General features: G+C 69.6%; 19 protein-coding genes. 4 read left to right on the forward strand and 15 right to left on the reverse strand.

Annotation, left to right across the window (positions count from 1 at the left end):
* The first annotated feature begins 15 nt into the window (after nucleotides 1-15).
* Together CSC71_RS11275 and CSC71_RS11280 are read left to right on the forward strand one after the other, a co-directional pair.
* Nucleotides 16-468 carry a DUF192 domain-containing protein gene (locus CSC71_RS11275; protein ID WP_162374476.1) on the forward strand — a complete coding sequence of 151 codons (453 nt, stop codon included), beginning with the start codon at nucleotides 16-18 and terminating at the stop codon, nucleotides 466-468.
* Between the two features lie 86 nt (nucleotides 469-554).
* Entirely contained in the window at nucleotides 555-1,400 is an 846-nt protein-coding gene (locus tag CSC71_RS11280) for a SirB1 family protein (RefSeq protein ID WP_162374477.1), read from the forward strand.
* 28 nt (nucleotides 1,401-1,428) lie between these two features.
* Here CSC71_RS11280 and waaA read toward each other — a convergent pair whose 3' ends face one another.
* Entirely contained in the window at nucleotides 1,429-2,721 is a 1,293-nt protein-coding gene (waaA, locus tag CSC71_RS11285; RefSeq protein ID WP_162374478.1) for a lipid IV(A) 3-deoxy-D-manno-octulosonic acid transferase, read from the reverse strand.
* Nucleotides 2,722-2,760: 39 nt separating this feature from the next.
* Here waaA and lpxL point away from each other — a divergent pair, with 39 nt between their 5' ends.
* Nucleotides 2,761-3,714: an LpxL/LpxP family Kdo(2)-lipid IV(A) lauroyl/palmitoleoyl acyltransferase gene (lpxL, locus tag CSC71_RS11290; RefSeq protein WP_162374479.1), complete on the forward strand. Its 954-nt coding sequence runs from the start codon at nucleotides 2,761-2,763 to the stop codon at nucleotides 3,712-3,714.
* Between the two features lie 89 nt (nucleotides 3,715-3,803).
* Here the strand turns inward: lpxL and CSC71_RS11295 are convergent, their stop codons facing one another.
* The 7 genes from CSC71_RS11295 to CSC71_RS11325 all read right to left on the reverse strand — a co-directional run bounded on the left by CSC71_RS11295 (nucleotide 3,804) and on the right by CSC71_RS11325 (nucleotide 9,429).
* The gene (locus CSC71_RS11295) at nucleotides 3,804-4,316 is read right to left on the reverse strand and encodes an REP-associated tyrosine transposase (protein ID WP_211368001.1); all 513 of its coding nucleotides are present in this window, start codon (nucleotides 4,314-4,316) and stop codon (nucleotides 3,804-3,806) included.
* Nucleotides 4,317-4,471: 155 nt separating this feature from the next.
* On the reverse strand, nucleotides 4,472-5,395 hold the full coding sequence (locus CSC71_RS11300) for a lysophospholipid acyltransferase family protein (RefSeq protein WP_162374480.1): 924 nt from the start codon (nucleotides 5,393-5,395) through the stop codon (nucleotides 4,472-4,474).
* On the reverse strand, nucleotides 5,388-6,716 hold the full coding sequence (locus tag CSC71_RS11305; RefSeq protein WP_162374481.1) for an O-antigen ligase family protein: 1,329 nt from the start codon (nucleotides 6,714-6,716) through the stop codon (nucleotides 5,388-5,390). Before CSC71_RS11305 ends, CSC71_RS11300 begins: the two co-directional genes overlap by 8 nt.
* Nucleotides 6,694-7,827, reverse strand: coding sequence for a glycosyltransferase (locus CSC71_RS11310; protein ID WP_162374482.1), 1,134 nt, complete (start codon nucleotides 7,825-7,827; stop codon nucleotides 6,694-6,696). The genes CSC71_RS11305 and CSC71_RS11310 overlap by 23 nt, the downstream gene beginning before the upstream one ends.
* 25 nt (nucleotides 7,828-7,852) lie before the next feature.
* Nucleotides 7,853-8,050, reverse strand: coding sequence for a zinc-finger domain-containing protein (locus CSC71_RS11315; protein WP_162374483.1), 198 nt, complete (start codon nucleotides 8,048-8,050; stop codon nucleotides 7,853-7,855).
* A gap of 144 nt (nucleotides 8,051-8,194) precedes the next feature.
* Nucleotides 8,195-8,779, reverse strand: coding sequence for a YceI family protein (locus CSC71_RS11320; RefSeq protein WP_162374484.1), 585 nt, complete (start codon nucleotides 8,777-8,779; stop codon nucleotides 8,195-8,197).
* Nucleotides 8,780-8,841: 62 nt separating this feature from the next.
* Nucleotides 8,842-9,429 carry a malonic semialdehyde reductase gene (locus tag CSC71_RS11325; RefSeq protein ID WP_162374485.1) on the reverse strand — a complete coding sequence of 196 codons (588 nt, stop codon included), beginning with the start codon at nucleotides 9,427-9,429 and terminating at the stop codon, nucleotides 8,842-8,844.
* A gap of 110 nt (nucleotides 9,430-9,539) precedes the next feature.
* On the opposite strand from CSC71_RS11325, the gene CSC71_RS11330 reads away from it, so the two are divergent.
* Entirely contained in the window at nucleotides 9,540-10,580 is a 1,041-nt protein-coding gene (locus tag CSC71_RS11330; RefSeq protein WP_162374486.1) for a mitochondrial fission ELM1 family protein, read from the forward strand.
* Between the two features lie 7 nt (nucleotides 10,581-10,587).
* Here CSC71_RS11330 and CSC71_RS11335 read toward each other — a convergent pair whose 3' ends face one another.
* From CSC71_RS11335 to CSC71_RS11365, 7 genes are all read right to left on the reverse strand, one after another.
* Entirely contained in the window at nucleotides 10,588-10,995 is a 408-nt protein-coding gene (locus CSC71_RS11335; protein WP_162374487.1) for a DUF1801 domain-containing protein, read from the reverse strand.
* 77 nt (nucleotides 10,996-11,072) lie between these two features.
* Nucleotides 11,073-11,480 carry a hypothetical protein gene (locus CSC71_RS11340; RefSeq protein WP_162374488.1) on the reverse strand — a complete coding sequence of 136 codons (408 nt, stop codon included), beginning with the start codon at nucleotides 11,478-11,480 and terminating at the stop codon, nucleotides 11,073-11,075.
* 68 nt (nucleotides 11,481-11,548) lie between these two features.
* A complete protein-coding gene (glnE, locus tag CSC71_RS11345; RefSeq protein WP_162374489.1) occupies nucleotides 11,549-14,341 on the reverse strand; it encodes a bifunctional [glutamate--ammonia ligase]-adenylyl-L-tyrosine phosphorylase/[glutamate--ammonia-ligase] adenylyltransferase in 2,793 nt (930 codons plus the stop codon).
* 52 nt (nucleotides 14,342-14,393) lie between these two features.
* Nucleotides 14,394-15,017: a lipoyl(octanoyl) transferase LipB gene (gene lipB / locus CSC71_RS11350; RefSeq protein ID WP_246192176.1), complete on the reverse strand. Its 624-nt coding sequence runs from the start codon at nucleotides 15,015-15,017 to the stop codon at nucleotides 14,394-14,396.
* Between the two features lie 160 nt (nucleotides 15,018-15,177).
* Entirely contained in the window at nucleotides 15,178-15,474 is a 297-nt protein-coding gene (locus tag CSC71_RS11355) for a DUF493 family protein (RefSeq protein ID WP_162374490.1), read from the reverse strand.
* Nucleotides 15,475-15,598: 124 nt separating this feature from the next.
* Nucleotides 15,599-16,810 carry a D-alanyl-D-alanine carboxypeptidase family protein gene (locus CSC71_RS11360; protein WP_162374491.1) on the reverse strand — a complete coding sequence of 404 codons (1,212 nt, stop codon included), beginning with the start codon at nucleotides 16,808-16,810 and terminating at the stop codon, nucleotides 15,599-15,601.
* Between the two features lie 182 nt (nucleotides 16,811-16,992).
* Nucleotides 16,993-17,285, reverse strand: a 293-nt coding sequence (locus CSC71_RS11365) for an SPOR domain-containing protein (protein WP_162374492.1), incomplete at its 5' end; no start/stop codon positions are given.

The raw sequence follows: 17,285 nt of genomic DNA on the forward strand, positions 1-17,285 counted from the left end.
CCAACGGATCCCGCCATGTCCCTGCTCCGACCGACCTTCCTCGTTTCGATGCTGCTGCTCGGCGGCTGCGCCAGCGCCAGCGGCAGCTGGGTGGAGATCGCGGGCCAGCGCTACCAGGTGGAAATCGCCGACGACGAGGCCGAGCGCGAGCGCGGGCTGATGTTCCGCGACCGCATGGAAGCCGACCACGGCATGCTGTTCATCCACGAGTACGAGGAGCCGCAGGCGTACTGGATGAAGAACACGAAGATCCCGCTCGACATCCTGTACTTCGACAACGGCCGCAAGCTGGTCGCGCAGCAGCGCGACGTGCCGCCGTGCTCGGCCGGCAACGGCTGCCCGTCCTACCCCAGCAAGGTGCCGGCGCGCTACGTGCTGGAATTGAATGCCGGCGAGGCGACGAAGCTGAAGCTGGAGAACGGCGCGCAGCTGAAGTTCGGCAAGGGCATCCCCGCGCCGGCCAACTGAACCGGGGCCCCGTCCGGACGGCGCAATGCCGCACATTTCCCGGCATAAGGCTTGATTGTCCGCGGGAATGGCCGCACAGTGCGGGCATGGGGGAACGACTGACATTGCCGGACTGGAATGCGCTGGCGGAGCTGCCCGACGAGAGCCTGCCGCTGCTGGGCACCGCGCTGCTGATCGCGCGCGACGAATACCCCGACCTCGACGCCGACCTGTACGACACCGTGGCGCAGACCCACGCCGAGCACCTGCGCCCGGAAATCGACGCGATCGACCCGTGGCCGCTGAAGATGGCGGCGATCAACCGCTACCTGTTCGACGAAGTCGGCTACACGGGCAACCACGACGAGTACTACGACCCGCGCAACAGCTACCTCAACGAGGTGTTCGACCGCCGCCTCGGCAACCCGATCTCGCTGGCGATGGTGCAGATGGAAGTCGCGCGCCGGCTCGGCGTGCCGCTGGACGGCGTGTCGTTCCCCGGCCACTTCCTCGTGCGCCTGCCGGTCGACGACGGCCTGCTGGTGATGGACCCGTTCAACGGCGGACGCCCGCTCGGCGCCGACGAGCTGCGCGAGCGCGCCAAGCCGCACCTGGGCGGCGACATCCCCGACGACAACGCGCTGCTGCAGATCCTCGACCCGGCCAGCCACCGCTCGATCCTGATCCGCGTGCTGCGCAACCTGCACGGCGTCTACGCCGAGCGCGAGGAATGGGACCGCGCCGCGCGCAGCGCCGACCGCGTGCTGAAGCTGAGCCCCGACCAGCCCGAAGCGCTGCGCGACCGCGGCCTGGCCTACCTGCACATGGACTACGCCCGCGGCGCGCGCGACGACCTCGCCCGCTACCTGCACGCCGCGCCGCAGGCCGGCGATGCCGATGCGATGCGCGAGAAGCTGGTGGACCTGAGCGCACGTCCGTCGCGGATGCATTGATCGCGCGGGCGCACGACGCGCCGCGCCCCTACGGCGGCGGGATATCCGCCGCGATCATCTCCAGCGTCTTCGTCAGCGCGCCGCGCCCGCGTTCGACCAGCTCGCGGCCGGCCGCTGCCATCGCCTGGCGCTCCGCTTCGTCGTCGAACAACGCCTCGACCAGCGCGCCGACTTCTTCCGCGTCCCTGCCGATTTCCAGCGCACCGGCCTCCTTCAGCCGTTTCGAGATCTCGGCGAAGTTGTGCAGGTGCGGGCCGGTAACCATCGGCGTGCCGACCGCGGCCGGTTCCAGCAGGTTGTGCCCGCCGACCGGCTGCAGGCTGCCGCCGACGAAGGCGACGTCGGCGCAGGCGTAGAACGCCATCAGTTCGCCCAGCGTATCGACGACGAACGCGCCGTCGTCCGCGCCCGGCCATCCGTCCCGGCGGCGGGTGGCGACCTTCCAGCCCGCTTCGCGCGCCTGCTCGACCGCGCGCGGGAAGCGCTCGGGATGGCGCGGCGCCCACAGCAGCAGCATGTCCGGCCAGCGCCGGCGCAGTCGCGCGTGGGTCGCCAGCACCGCCGCTTCCTCGCCCTCGTGGGTGCTCGCGGCGATCCACACCGGGCGCTGCCGCGCGCGCGCGCGGAACCCGGCGACGAAGGCATCCAGTCCCGCCGGCGCGGCGATGTCGAACTTCAGGTTGCCGGTATCGACCACGTTCCCGCGCGGCGCGCCGAGCGCGACGAAGCGCTTGCCGTCGGCCTGCGATTGCGCGCCGATGCGGCGCAGCGTGCACACCACCCGCGCGATCAGCGGCGCCAGCACGCGGTAGCCGCGCAGCGAGCGCGCCGACAGCCGCGCGTTGAGGATATAGGCGGGTATGCCGCGGTCCCGGCAGCCGAACAGCAGGTTCGGCCACAGCTCGGTTTCCATCACCAGCGCTTGCTTCGGGCGGAAATGCCCGAGGAAACGCGACACCGCGCCGGGCAGGTCGTAGGGCACATAGACATGCTGCACCGTGTCGCCCCACAGCGCGCGCACGCGCTCGGAGCCGGTCGGGGTGATCGTGGTGACGAGCAGGCGCAGGCCGGGGCGTTGCTGGCGCAGCGCGTTGACCACCGGCACGGCGGCGTTGACCTCGCCCACCGACACCGCATGCAGCCAGATGTCGACCGGGCCGGCCGGTTCGTCGTACGAGGCGTAGCGCTCGTTCCAGCGCTGGAAATAATCGCGGAAGCGGAAACCGCGCCAGATCAGGTGGTAGACGGTGACCGGGGTCAAAACGTAGAGCACGGCCGAGTACAGGCCGCGCAGGAGTCTTTCGGTCACGTCCTTTTGCATCCCCGATAGGATACCCGCCCCGCCCGCTACAATGGCGGAATGGCCGCCGCCGAGACCGAGACCACCGCTGCCCCGAAGCCGCCGCAGCGCGAACCGCCGCCGCTGGCGCCGCGCGAATGGCCGACCTGGCTGGGCATCGGTTTCGCCGCCGCCGCCGCGCGGCTGCCGTGGCGGCTGCAGCGCTGGATCGGCCGCGTGCTGCTCGGGCCGCTCCTGCGGGTGGCGCTGGGCGCGCGGCGCAAGGTCGCCGAACGCAACCTCGAACTGTGCTTCCCGGAACTGGATGCGGCGGCGCGCGACGCGCTGCTGAAACGCAACTTCGCCGAGCTCGGCATCGGCCTGTTCGAATTCGCCCGTGCGTGGTGGGGCGGCGTCGGTCCGATGCGCCGCGGCCTGCGCGTCGAAGGACTGGAGCACCTGGCCGCCGCGCGCGAAGGCGGGCGCGGGGTGATCGTGGTTTCCGGCCATTTCGTGACGCTGGAACTGTGCGCGCGGCTGATGTGCGACCACGCGCCGCTGGCCGGCATGTACCGGCCGCACGCGACCGGGGCGATGGAATGGGCGGTCAAGCGCGGACGCTTGCGCTACGCCACGGCGATGTTCGCCCGCGACGAACTGCGCCCGGCGCTGAAGCATCTCAAGCAGGGCGGCCTGCTGTGGTTCGCGCCGGACCAGGACACGCGTCGCGGCGACAGCGTGTTCGTGCCGTTCTTCGGCCGTCCCGCCTACAGTCTGACCTCGACCCACCAGCTGGCGCGGCTGTCGGGCGCGGCGGTGGGCGCGTTCTCGCACGTGCGCCGCGACGAGGGCGGCTACACGCTGAAGCTGTCGCCGGCATTCGAAGGCTTCCCGTCGAAGGGCGCCACCGCCGACACCGCGCAGGTGATGGCGGCGATCGAGGGCATGGTGCGCGAAGCGCCGGCACAGTACCTGTGGATCCACAAGCGCTTCAAGCGGCAGCCGGACGGGCAGCAAGGCGATGTCTACCGCTAAGCAGGAGGGCCCGGTTTCCCGGTTTCCGTAGAGCGTAGCTTGCTGCGCTCGTTCTTCGCTTTCGCAGGGCAGAGCCAGCCTCGATGCTTTCAATCGTCCCGTCCCCGGGCAACAGCAAGCTGTGCTCTACGGGTTTGGGCATCCGGATTCAGATTGGGGATCCAGCGACACCCCCAATGCGGGTATTGGTGCGGATTCCCGACCAGGCCCCTGCGTACCGGGTTATCGATGATGTATTGCTCTTGTGCGAGGAGATCGTCCTCGTCGCGCAGCATGTGGTCGTAGAATCCCGCCTGCCAGACAGCGCCCTCGGTGGTTCGGATCGAGTTGACCGCGCGGGCGCTGCGAGATTTGAAACGTTGCAAACAGGCGGAAAGGCCATCCGAGCGCAATTCAAACAGCCAATGCACGTGATCCGGCATTGCCACCCAGGCATGGGTCCGCGTAATGCCTTCTGCATCGCAAAGTTGCAGTTGCTCCCGGACGATACTGGCCAGAGTTGTGGAGCCGAACAATGGCCGCCGCAGGCGGGTGACGATGGTGACGGCGTATACCGCTTGTCTCTCGGAGTTGCGGCCGCGTGTGAGCCTGGGGCTGGACATGCGGCGATGGTAACGATGCACAATCGCGAACAACATCGGAAAACTCCGAAGTTCGCTTAGGCGCCTTGCGCCCGTAGAGCGCAGCTTGCTGCGCCGCTCCTGCTCTGGTCCGCGCCTGGTGTCCAGGGCAAGAACCGAGCGCAGCAAGCTACGCTCTACGGGCCGTCGGACCGCCGGGCTTTCCGGTAAACATCCGCCTCGCCCGGCGGCCGCGTCTTGAACCTGCGGTGCACCCACAGGTATTGCTCGGGGTGCTCGCGCACGACCTTTTCCAGTTCGGCCATGTAGCGCGCCGCATCGGCGGCCGGATCGCCGGACGGCCAGTTCGGCCAGGTCGGCTCGACGCGCAGCTTGTAGCGCCCCTCCGCGTCGCGATGGAACCAGAACGGCAGCACCACCGCGTTGCCGCGCTTGGCCAGGTCCGGCGTCGCGGTCAGCGTCGACGCCGGCACGCCGAAGAACGGCACGAAGGCGTTCTGGTAGTTGAAGTTCTGGTCGGCCGAATAGGCGACGATGCCGCCCTGCGACAGCGCGCGCAGCAGGCCGCGCACGTCCTTCTTGCCGATGGTGCCGGCGAACACGCGGCGACGCGCGCCGTCCATCATCCGCTCCAGGCACGGATGGTTGTTGTGGCGGACCAGCACGTGGACGCGCTGGCCGGCCGCGTCGCCGAGCAGGCGCGCGCACAACTCGGCGTGCGGGAAATGCCCGCCGAACAGCAGCACGCCGCGGCCGGTCGCGAGCGCCGCCTGCAGGTGTTCCAGGCCCTCGACGTCGGCGATGCCGCGCAACACTTCGGCTGGCGCGTACCAGCCGCGGATCAGTTCCAGCGCGCCGGTGACGGTGTTGCGGATGTTGTCCTTCAGCAACCGATCGCGCGCGGCTTCGTCCAGCCGCGGGAAGCACAGGTCGATGTTGGCCTTCGCGTAATGCCGGCGCTTGCCCAGCAGCGGCCATGACAGCCATGCGAGCGCGGCGCCGAGCGCAAGCAACGCGCGTTGCGGCAGCCGCGCGACGCAACCGGCGAGGAAATCCGCCGGCCCGATGAACCAGCAGCCCTGCGCTCCGCGCTCAGCCATCGTCGCGCGCGAGCAGGCTGCCCGAATACAGCGCTGCCAGCAGCAGGGTCAGCCCGCCCCAGAAGGTGGAATAGAACGCCAGATGCGTGTTCAGCGGGAACACGGTCGCCGCCAGCGCCAGCATCGCCGGCCGCGCGTTCTCCTTCGCCCGCGGCGACGAATAACGCCATGCGCGCCACGCCAGCGCCGCGCCGGCCAGCCACAGCAGCAGGCCGATCGCGCCGGTTTCGCTGAGTATCTCCAGCACGATCTGGTGGGCATGGTGCGCCGGGCCCTCGCCCCACGCCGGCATGACGTCGGGCGCGGGGTTGCAGGCCGGGTAGGCATCGCGGAAGTTGCGCGCACCGACGCCGTTGAACGGATGCTCGCGCACCATGCACACGGCCGCGCCCCAGATCTGCGCGCGCCCGGACAAGGCGATGTCGACGCTGTCCTCGCTGTTCGCCAGCACCGCACCGGTGCGCTGGATGCGCAGGTGGAACTGCGGCGAAACGAAGTTCAACACCACCAGCGCCAGCGCGCCGGCGGCGAACACCGCCAGCAACCGCTTCCAGCCGAGCAGGCGCCAGCCGGAGAACAGCAGCACCAGGGCGAAGGTCAGCCACGCCGCGCGCGCGCCGGCCAGCAGCACGACGGTGCCGACCGCCACCGCCGCGACCAGCCAGCCGGCGATGCCGAAGCGCTTGCCCGACGCGAACAGCACGAAGGGCGACAGGCTGGCCATGATCACGCCCAGCTTGAGGTTGCACGGGCCAAGCACGCCGCTGAGACGGTCGAGCAGCGCGATCTCCTGCGCGCTGCACATGCCGTGGCCGCTGATCAACTGCTTGACCTGGTCGATGCCCCAGAACAGCGGACTGGTGCCGAACGCGGCCTGCAGCAACGCGTCGATGGTCCACACCGCGGCGATCACGGCGATGCCGGTGAAGGTGGCGTGACGGCCGCGCGCGTTGGCCACCGCGGCGGCGACCAGCCACAGGAACGGCAGGTAGCGCAGGTCGACCAGCGATTCCTTGAACGCGCGGCCGTGGTCGACCGCATCGATCGACGAGACCAGTTCCGGCAGCCAGTACACGGCGAACAGCACGCTGGTCAGCGCCCAGGCCGGACCGCTGAGCAATTGCGTGCCGCCGCGGAAGCGCGCCAGCAGCAGGCGCACGATCGCGGCCAGCGCGCCCAGCACCATCACCGCCTCGGCATAGCCGGGCGCGGGCCACAGCGCGACGAAGCACAGCACCCAGGTCGGCGCCCAGCGCCAGCCGACGGGGACAGTGGCGGAAAGCGGCTCGCGGCCGGGTTCAGCGGACGGCGGATTCGACATCGTGTTCAACAACTTCCTGGTAAAGGGCCAGCGTGGCGTCCTGCATCGCCCGCAAAGTGTAGGGCATGGTAGCCAATGGCGGCGGCGGATGTGCCAGCAGCGATTGTGCGCCCGCCAACAGTTTTTCCTCGTCGAAGGGTTCGACTGCGCCACATGGCTGCAGTTCGGCAAGCAGTTCACCGACGCCACCGTGCGCCCAGCCCAATACGGGGCGGCCGACCGACAGCGCCTCGACCACGGTGCGGCCGAACGACTCGGGCTTGCGCGACAGCTGCAGGACGAGGTCGCTGGCGGCGTAGGCTTCGGCGATGCGCGAGGTCGGCGCGGTGAAGGCGACCGCGGCGGACACGCCGAGCTTCGCCGCCTCGGCTTCCATTTCGGCGATGTAGTCCTCGCGCCCGCGTTCGCGCGCGCCGGGCAGCCACAACCGTGCGTCGCCACCGGCGCGGCGCAGGCCGGCCAGCAGGCGCAGCGCATCGGCGTGGCCCTTCAGCCGCGTGCCGCGCCCAGGCAGCAACAGCAGCGGGCCGTCGCCGCCGAGCGCCGGATGTTCGCCGGCAATGCGCCGCCGCGCTGCGACGTCGGGCAGCGGCGCGCGCGGGAACTGCGCGGTGTCGATGCCGCGCGGGATCACCCGCAGCTTCGCCGGATCGGTGCGCGGATAGTGCTGCAGCAGGTAGTCGCGCACCGTGTTCGACACGCAGATCACCCGCTCGCCGCGCGCCATGATCCCGCTGTACCGGCCGGGCGAGTTCAGCCCGTGCATCGTGGTGACGAAGCGAGGCTTCGACCCCTGCATCCCCTTCAACGCGCGCCAGCCCAGCCACGCCGGCAAGCGCGAACGCGCATGCACGATGTCGGCATCGGTTTCGGCGAACAGTCGGCGCAACACCGGTACGTGGCGCAAGGTCAGCAAGGACTTGCGGCCGATGTCGAGGGCGACGTGTTCGGCGCCAATCCTTTCCAGCGCGGGCAGCAGCCGTCCGCCGGCCGAGACCACGATGGCGCGATGGCCGGCGCGGACCAGGGCCGCGGCGATCTCCAGGGTCGAGCGTTCGACCCCGCCGGACTCCAGCGCCGGCAGCAGCTGCACCACGGTCAGGCGGCGCATCGTCGCCCGCTCCGTGCGCGCGGACTCAGTCCACCAGCACGAAATGCGAGCCGCAGTACGGGCAGCTGGTCTCGCCGCCGGGCTCGTTCTCGATCGGCAGGTACACGCGCGGATGCGAGTTCCACAGCGCCATCGACGGCAGCGGGCAGCTCAACGGCAGGTCGCTGCGGTGCACGGTATAGCGCTTCTCGGCGTTGGCGGGCGCAGTGGCGGTCTGGCTCATGGCGGGGGCGTTCGGCAGCTGAAAACGAGGCTGCCAGTCTAGCAGCCGGGCCCTCCCGGCAAAAGAAAACGCCGGCCCCGCGGGGACCGGCGTGGTGCTATCGGCGGTTGCGTCGTGGCGGTTCCCCGCCGCCCGCCGGGCGCGTCAGTGGTGCGCGGCCGGGGCGGCAGTGGCCTCGGTGGTGATGCTCAGCTTGACCTCGTCGCTGACCACCGGCGCGTACAGGCCCAGGCCGAAGTCGCTGCGCTTGACCGTGGCGACGGCGTTGAAGCCGATCGCCGGCACCTTCCTCATCGGATGCTCGCCGACCTTGTTCAGGGTCACGTCCAGCACCACCGGCTTGGTGATGCCCTTGATGGTCAGGTCGCCGGAGACGGTCAGCTTGCCTTCGCCGGCCGCTTCGACCCGGGTGCTCTTGAAGGTGGCGACCGGGAACTTCTCGGCATCGAAGAAATCGGCGCTGCGCAGGTGCGCGTCGAACTTCTCCGAAAAACCGGCCAGGCCGGACAGCGGGATGGTCACTTCGACGCTGGACGCGGTCGGCTGGTCGGCGTCGTAGACCAGGGTGCCTTCGACGGCGCCGAAGTGCGCGCTGGGGTTGGAGAAGCCGAAATGGTTCCAGGTGGCCAGCACGTCGGTATGCGTGGCGTCGAGCTTGTAGGCGACCGGGGCGGCGAAGGCCGAACCGGCGAGGGCGAACAGGGCGGTGGCGAGCAGGATCTTGCGCATGGTTGTGTTCCTCGTGGGGTGCAGGCGGGGGTATGGCGAAGGCGGACTCGAGCGCGCGCGAATCACTCGATGCGCGCGGCTTCGTCGAACGGCAGGCGCGGCGAACGCGGGAAGATGCTGGCGGGGTCGCCGGCGCCGAGGTTGACCAGGAAGTTCGACTTGATCGTGGTGCCCTTGAAGAAGGCTTCGTCGACCAGGGCGTTGTCGAAGCCCGACATCGGGCCGGTGTCCAGGCCCAGCGCGCGCGCGGCCAGGATCAGGTAGGCGCCCTGCAGGGTGCCGTTGCGGAACGCGGCCTCGTGGCGGCCTTCGCGCGGGCCGTCGAACCACGCCTTGGCGTCGGTGTGCGGGAACAGGTACGGCAGCTTCTCGTGGAAATCCTGGTCGAAGCCGACGATCACCGTGACCGGTGCGGCCAGGGTCTTCTGCCGGTTGCCTTCGGACAGCGCCGGGGCCAGTTTCTGCTTGGCTTCCGGCGACTTGACGAAGACGAAGCGCGCCGGCGAACTGTTGGCCGAGGTCGGCCCCCACTTCAGCAGGTCGTACAATCGGCGCAGGGTCTCGTCGCTGATCTCGCCGCCGAAGCCGTTGTAGGTGCGGGCGGTATTGAACAGCTGGTCGAGCGCGGCGGTGTTCAGGGGTTCGGACATCGGGTGAATTCCTGCTGGGAAGGAAGAAGCGGGTTCTGAGACCGGCCCGCAGTGTAGAGTGTTGCGACTTCGACGACACCCGAACCAACCGGAACGGATTGTTTTGATTCGTGGAACGACTCACAAACCCAGCGCCGGATGACCAGCCGTCGGTCGCTGCCGGGCCTGCGCCGCGGGCGTGGACGCTGACCGACGGCCATGCCGGCAACCGCCGCCAGGCCGGGGCATTGGCGAGCGCGCTCGGCGGGGCGACCCGCGATGTCGTGCTGCAGTCCCGCGCGCCGTGGCGTTGGCTCGCGCCGCGGCGCCTGCCGGGCGCGGCGCGCGCGGCGTTCGGCCCGGATTTCGCGCGGGCCCTGGCGCAACCGCCGCGCCTCGCGATCGGTTGCGGCCGGCAGGCGGCGCTGGCCACGCGGCTGCTGCGCGAACGCGCCCTTCGACAGGCCCAGGACGAACGGGTCAGGACCGTGCAGATCCTCGACCCGCGCATCGATCCGTCGCACTGGGACCTGGTGGTCGTGCCGCAGCACGACGGCCTGCGCGGCGACAACGTCGTCACCCTGCTCGGCAGCCTGAACCCGGTCGACGACGCGTGGCTGGCCGGGGCGCGCGCGCAGTTCGCCGCCTTCGCCGAACTGCCTTCGCCGCGCACCGCGCTGCTGCTCGGCGGCGACAGCGCGCACTGGCACTTCGACGCGGCCGCGTTCGAGGCGCTGGCGGCGAAGCTCGAAGCCGCGCTGGCCCGCGACGGCGGCAGCCTGCTGGCGACGGCGTCGCGGCGCACGCCGGCGGGCATCGCCGACGCGCTGCGGACCCGTTTCGGCAAGTTCCGGGGCGTCACCTGGCGTGGCCAGGCCGACGGCGAGAATCCCTACCCCGGCCTGCTGGCCTGGGCCGACCGCATCGTCTGCACGCCGGATTCGGTCAACATGCTATCCGAGGCCTGCGCGACGCGCGCGCCGGTGTTCGTGTTCGAACCGTGGCACCTCGGCGGCCGGCCGCGCAATTTCGTCGACGCCCTGCTGACCCGCGGCCGCGTGCGCGAGATGGATGCGGCGCTGGCGCCGTTCGAAGCCGAGCCGCTGCGCGAGACCGCGCGCGTGGCGGCGATCGTGAAGGAACGGCTGGGGCTGCAATCGGACAACCCATAGCCCGATCCTAGGCGGCCCTGCTCGCCGCGTACGATGCGGCAATCATCTTCTCGAGCACCTCGAGGTCGACGTCGGCCAGCCTGCGCACGTACAGGCAACCCTTGCCGGCCTTGTGCTTGCCGAGTTCCGAAAGGAACCCTTCCCGGTCGGGCAGGTTCGTCAGGTAGAGGCTGATGTCGCCCTTGCGCGAGGAAAAGCCGACCGCGCAGATGTCGCCTTCGCGGCCGCTTTCGTAGCGGTAGTGGTGGTTGCCGAAGCCGACGATGCCGGTTCCCCACATCACCGGCGGCTGCTTCGTGACCTTCGCCATCAGCCTGGCTAGGGCTTCGCAATCCTCGCGCCGGGCTTCGTCGGCGATGGCGGCGAAGTAGCCTTCGACGCTCGCCTGCGTGGCCTTGGTCTTGTTCTCGGCCATGTCCGACCGCTCCACAACTTGACCGACGGATGGTCGTCTTATGATCTCACGCTGTCAACGCGATCAGAAACTCCATCCTATTTGCCGCGTTGCATTTGAATGGACTGAACACGCGCCAGTAAACCATCTTTAGTAAGAGCCTCCATGACCCAAGGAAGTGTGTATTTTTGCCATGGGATGACTTCCGACGGGTCATCACTATGCGTGTATTCGCCTTCATCAAAAGCTTCGAATACTTCCAACGCAAAGCCAGTTAACCCGAAATCCGAAATGCTCCAGAGGCGGTTCATAGCGCCGTCTCCGTCCGAGAACGACATAACACCATCTGCAAAGTCTAGTGCAACAATCTTGGCGAAGCAGTAATAGAACCGCTCGACAGTGATCCCATATCGATCGGAAAACTCTATATGGCGATCAGGACGCAATGGATTCGCGAGTCCATCTTGCGTGCATTCAACAACTAGTCTGCGAAGTTCTTCTTCCACGCACTTGACCCCTATTAGTCCACAAACCTAAATGGTTTTTCAGGACACATGCCTGCCAATTGGTTTAGTCAGCGGTCCAGGAAATTGAGCCCGCTACTGCCCAGAGCCCCCGTCACCTTAGCCCGCATCGTGGCAATCGCTTCCGTCTCCAGCACGATCCGCTTGCGCCGGTCCAGCGTGCAGGCCAATCCCTCGGCGAGGTACAGCGAATGCGCCTGCGACAAGGCGTCGTGCGAAGCCGCATCGATCAGTCCGGCGGCGTGCAGCGTCTCGATCAGTTCGCCGGTGTTGCGCAATGCCGGCAGCCGCGGATGCGCCGGCGTTTCGCGCAGCACCAGGTACTGCAGCAGGAACTCGATGTCGACCAGTCCGCCCTCGCCCTGCTTCAGATCGAAGTGCGCCTCGTCGCTGCGGTCCAGCTCGGCGCGCATGCGCTTGCGCATGTTCACCACGTCGTCGCGCAGCTTGCCGGCGTCGCGCGGGCGCGACAGGGTCTGCGTACGCACCGATTCGAAATCGTTCAACAGCGACCCGTCGCCGGCGACGCCGCGCGCGCGCACCAGCGCCTGGTGTTCCCAGGTCCACGCGCGTTCGCGCTGGTAGTCGCGATAGCTGGCCAGGGAAGTCACCAGCAGGCTCTTGCCGCCGTCCGGGCGCAACCGTGCGTCGACGTCGTACAGCCGGCCGGCGCTGGTCATCGCGCCGAGCAACGCCACCAGCTTCTGGGTCAGCCGCGCGTACCAGCGCGAAGCCTCCAGCGGGCGCGCGCCGTCCGAAACCGCGTCGGCCGCGGCGTCGTACAGGAACACCAGGTCGAGGTCGGAACCGAAACCCAGTTCCTCGCCGCCCAGCGTGCCGTAGCCGATCACCGCAAAGCGCCCGCCCGGCACGCGACCGTGCGCCGCGGCGACCTCGCCCTCGGCCATGCGCAACGCCACGCGCACGACTTCCTCGGCCAGCAAGGCGAGCTGGCGCGCGCTGTCCTGCGCCGGCTGGCGCTTGTCCAGCGCGGCGAGCGCGATGCGGAAGCTCAGCGCGAGCCGGGTTTCGTTGAGCTGGCGCAGCGCCGCCTCGGGATCGTCGTCGCGCAATGCCGCTTCGCACCCGGCGCGCATCTCCCCGCGGTCCGGCAGCGGCCCGGCGACGCGCGCATCGAGCAGTTCGTCGAGCAGCAACGGGAACGCGATCAGGCGGTCGGCAAGGAAGGCGCTGCGCGAGATCACGTCGACCAGCCGCGCCAGCGCGCCCGGCTGTTCGTCGAGCAGCGCAAGGTAGCTGGCGCGGCGCAGGATCGCGTGCAGCAGCTGCAGCAGCCGGCGCAGCGCGGCGTCGGGCCGCGCGGATTTCGCCGCGGCTTCGAGCAGGGCCGGCAGCACGCGATCGAGCCGCGCGCGGGCGGCGCCGGACAGGCCGCGCACGCCGGACGCGCGGGCGAAATCGCGCAGCGACGCGTCGGCGGACGCGGCATCGACGAAACCGGCCGCCGCCAGCGCATCGGCTCCGCCGCCGTCGGGCAGCGCACGCCAGTAGGCCTGCAACGCATCCGAATCGCGCCGGCCGCGGCGCGGCGCCAGCAGTTCGGCGAATTCGCCGGCGCCGCGCCCGCGATGCGTTTCCAGTTCGGCGCGCAGCGCGTCCCAGTCGCCGTAACCGAGCGGGACGGCGATGCGCGCGCGATCCGCCGGATCGTCGGGCAGCACGTGCGTCTGCGCGTCGCGCAGCATCTGCAGGCGGTTCTCCAGCCGGCGCAGGAAACGGTAGGCATCGGCCAGCATCGCGCCGGCGCCGGCATCGACCTGGCGCGCGGCGACCAGCGCGCGCAACGCCGGCTGCAGGCGCCGCTCGCGCAGGGACGCGTCGCGGCCGCCGTGGATCAACTGCAGCGCCTGGGCGAGGAACTCGATCTCGCGGATCCCGCCCGGCCCGCGCTTGACGTCGTCGCTCAGCTCGCGCCTCGCCACTTCGGCGGCGATCATCGCCTTCATCTCGCGCAGGCCGTCGAGCGCGGTGAAATCGAGGTAGCGGCGGTAGACGAACGGCCGCAGCGCCTGCAGCCAGGCTTCGCCGGACGCGACGTCGCCGGCCACCGCGCGCGCCTTCAGCCAGGCGTAGCGCTCCCAGTCGCGGCCTTCGCGCTGGAAATACAGGTCCATCGCCGCGAACGACAACGCCACGCGCCCGGCGTTGCCGAACGGGCGCAGGCGCAGGTCGACGCGGTGGCTGAAGCCATCGGCGGTGGCCTCGTCGAGCAGCCTCGCCAGCCGCGTGCCGAGGCGGGTGAAGTATTCCTCGGCGGCGAGCGGACGCGCGCCGTCGGACTCGCCGTCTTCCGGAAAGGCGTAGACCAGGTCGATGTCGGAGGAGAAATTCAGTTCGCCGCCGCCGAGCTTGCCGAGGCCGAACACGACCAGCCGCTGCGGCTCGCCGGCAACGTTGCGGACGACGCCGTGGCGGCGCGCGAATTCGATCTCCAGCGCGTCGAGCGCGAGTTGCAGGCATTGCTCGGCGAGCCGCGTGCTGCCGGCGAGGATTTCGTCGACGTCGGCGCCTTCGGCCACGTCGCGCCAGACCAGTCGGGTCGATTCGGCGGCGCGATGGCGGCGCAGCAGCGCCGGCCACTCGGCCGCGTTGTCCGCCGTGAGTTGCGGCGGCGGCCGCGGCGTCGTGGCGTCGCCGGCCAGTTGCGGCAACAACTCCGGCTGCTTGCACAGGGTCCCCAGCGCGAAGTCGCTGGCGATGGCGAGTTTGGCGACTTTCGCGGCGATGCCGGCATCGTCCAGCAGTCGCGCGGCGTCGGAAGACGCATCGCGCAGTCGGGCGAGCGCGCGTTGCGCGACGGTTTCGGTCGGATCGGCGGTCATGCGCCGATTGTGTCACGATGCCGGGCGCCCGTAGGGACGCATCCGGGCGTTCCTACGAACGCGGCTCCAGCCGGAACTGCTCGGCCAGCTTCTCCAGCAGCACCGGCTTGACCGCGTCCATCGACGACGGGCCGCCGAGGTCGTGCAGCGATACCGCCTGCAATCCCGCGTAGCCGCAGGGATTGATCCGCTGGAAGGGTTCCAGGTCCATCGCGATGTTGAACGCGAGGCCATGGAAGGTGCAGCCGTGGCGCACGCGGATGCCGAGCGCGCCGATCTTGGCGCCGTTGACGTACACGCCGGGCGCGCCGTCCTTGCGCTCGGCGTGGATGTTCCATTCGCCGACGGTGTCGATGATGGCCTGCTCGATCCGGCAGACGTATTCCTTCACCCCGACCTTCATCCGCCGCAGGTCGAACAGCGGATAGGCGACGATCTGCCCGGGGCCGTGGTAGGTCACCTGGCCGCCGCGGTCGACGTGGATCACCGGGATGTCGCCCGGCGCCAGCACGTGCTCGGGCTTGCCGGCCTGGCCCAGCGTGAACACCGGTTCGTGTTCGACCAGCCACAGTTCGTCCGGCGTGCCGTCGCCGCGCTGGTCGGTGAAGCGCTGCATCGCGCGCCACACCGGCTCGTATGGCCGGCGGCCGAGGTCGCGGACGACGCAGGGGAACAACTCCTCCCCTTGCACGCGCAGCGTGCAGGGGGAGGTTGGGAGGGGGTGCTGTTGCCTTTGCGGTTGCATCTCTTCGCTCATGGCAAAAGCACTCGCGCCTGCGGCGCTCGCAACCCCTCCCCCGCCCTCCCCTGCTTCGCAAGGGAGGGGGCTGCAGGATTCACAGCGTCCATTTCACTTCCGGGTGGTCGCGCAGCGCCTGGTGCGCGGCGTCGTACTGCTCGCGGCTCTCGACCCGGAAGCTGATCCGCACCGACACGTACTTGCCGTTGGACGAATGCTTCCACGAAATGCTTTCTTCCAGCACTTCGACGCCGGCGCACTGGTTGAGCAGCTTCGGCAGCTCGGACTCCAGGCCCTTGTCGGCCGCGCCCATCGCGCTGAGCTCGAAGACCCCGGGGAACTGGAACCCGTGCTCGGGATTGTCGGACTTGATGCCATCGGAGGAGATGTTCATGGCGGCATTATCGGGGCGGCGGGACGGGAACCCAAGTGTGCGCCCGGATCGCAGCGTTGTGGTTAACGGCGCGAAAAACGCGGAAGCCGGCTTGCGCCGGCTTCTTTCGCGGAACCGGAAGGGCTTACTTCGATTCCCACCACATCCAGAACGCATCCCACAGGCGGCGGAAGAAGCCGCCCTGCTCGACCGCGGCGATCGCGACCAGCGGCGCCTGCGCCACGACCTTGCCGTCCAGCGTCACCTTGACCGTGCCGACCGCCTGGCCCTGCGCGATCGGCGCGACCAGCTGCTTCGGCAGCTCCATGCTCGGCTTCAGCGCGTTGTAGCGGCCGCGCGGCACGCTGACCAGCAGCGGCCTGGCCACGCCCAGTTGCACCTGCTTCACCTTGCCCTTCCACACGCGCGGCGTGGCGATGGCCTTGCCGGCGTCGTACAGGCGGTGGGTTTCGTAGAAGCGGAAGCCCCAGTTCAGCAGCGCCATGCTGTCGTCGGCGCGCTGCTTCTCCGAGGTCGAGCCCATCACCACCGCGATCAGGCGCTGGTCGCCGCGCTGCGCCGAGCTCATCAGGCAGTAGCCGGCCTTGGAGGTATGCCCGGTCTTGATGCCGTCCACCGATGCGTCGCGCCACAGCAGCAGGTTGCGGTTCGGCTGGGTGATGGTGCCGACGGTGAATTCCTTGATCTTGTTGTAGGCGTAGGTTTCCGGATAGTCGCGGATCAGCGCGCGGCCCAGCAGCGCCAGGTCGTAGGCCGTGGTCACGTGCCCTTCCGCCGGCAAGCCGTGCGCGTTGACGAAGTGCGAGTTCTTCATGCCGATCTTCGCCGCGTAGCTGTTCATCAGCGAGGCGAAGGCTTCCTCGCTGCCGGCGACGTGCTCGGCCAGCGCGATCGCGGCGTCGTTGCCCGACTGCACCGCCATGCCCTTCTCCATGTCGATCAGCGGCGCGGTCTTGTTGACCTCGAAGCCGCTGTAGCTGCCGTCGGTGCCGGCGCCGCCCTCGCGCCAGGCGCGCTCGCTCAGCATCACCTGGTCGTCGGGCCTGACCTTGCCGTTTTTCATCTCCGCGGCGACCACGTACGAGGTCATGACCTTGGTGATGCTGGCCGGTTCGAGCTGCTGGTCGTAGTTTTCGCCGGCCAGCACGTTGCCGCTGGCGTAGTCGACCAGCACCCACGCGGTGCCGACCGGCTTCGGCGCGGGCGGGATGGCGACCGGCGCGACCGTCTCGGCGGCGTGCGCGGCGGCAGGAGCGGGCGTCTGCGCGGCGGCCAGGCCGACCGCGGCGGTGGCGAATGCGGCCAGGGCGACCGTGGCGGAACGGAAGAACTTCATGGTGAGGCGTACTCCAGGGCGGCCGAAGCCGGAGGTGATGAGTGTCTTGCGATTGTAATGGCTGGGGGATTGGATGTTTCGCGCTGCGTGGTCAGCGGTTCATGCTCGGCAGGGCGTGGATTCGCGGAAGCGCCGCCTCTGTCCAGCCACGCGCCGCCAACCGCGAACCGCGAACTTCCTGCTCACTCCCGCACCCGCTGCGGCAGGCCGAAACCGAGGCCGGCGATGCGGCGGGCCAGCGCGTCGGCCTCGGTGTCGCTCGCGCCCACGCGCAGGCGCCACAGTCGCCGGCCGTCGCTGTCGACGCCGCTGAGCGTGGCGCTGGCGATGCCGGCCGCGGTCAGGCGGGCCAGCGCGCGGTCGGCGTTCTCGCGGCTGGAATAGCTGCCGACCTGCAACACGACCGCTGGCGCGCGCGCGGCGTCGGGCGCCGGCCCGACGGGCGGCGGCGGGGCAATTCCGGTGGTGCCGGGGG

It is taken from the genome of Pseudoxanthomonas sangjuensis, from assembly GCF_010211755.1.
In the GTDB taxonomy this organism is placed as follows: Bacteria; Pseudomonadota; Gammaproteobacteria; order Xanthomonadales; family Xanthomonadaceae; genus Pseudoxanthomonas_A; species Pseudoxanthomonas_A sangjuensis.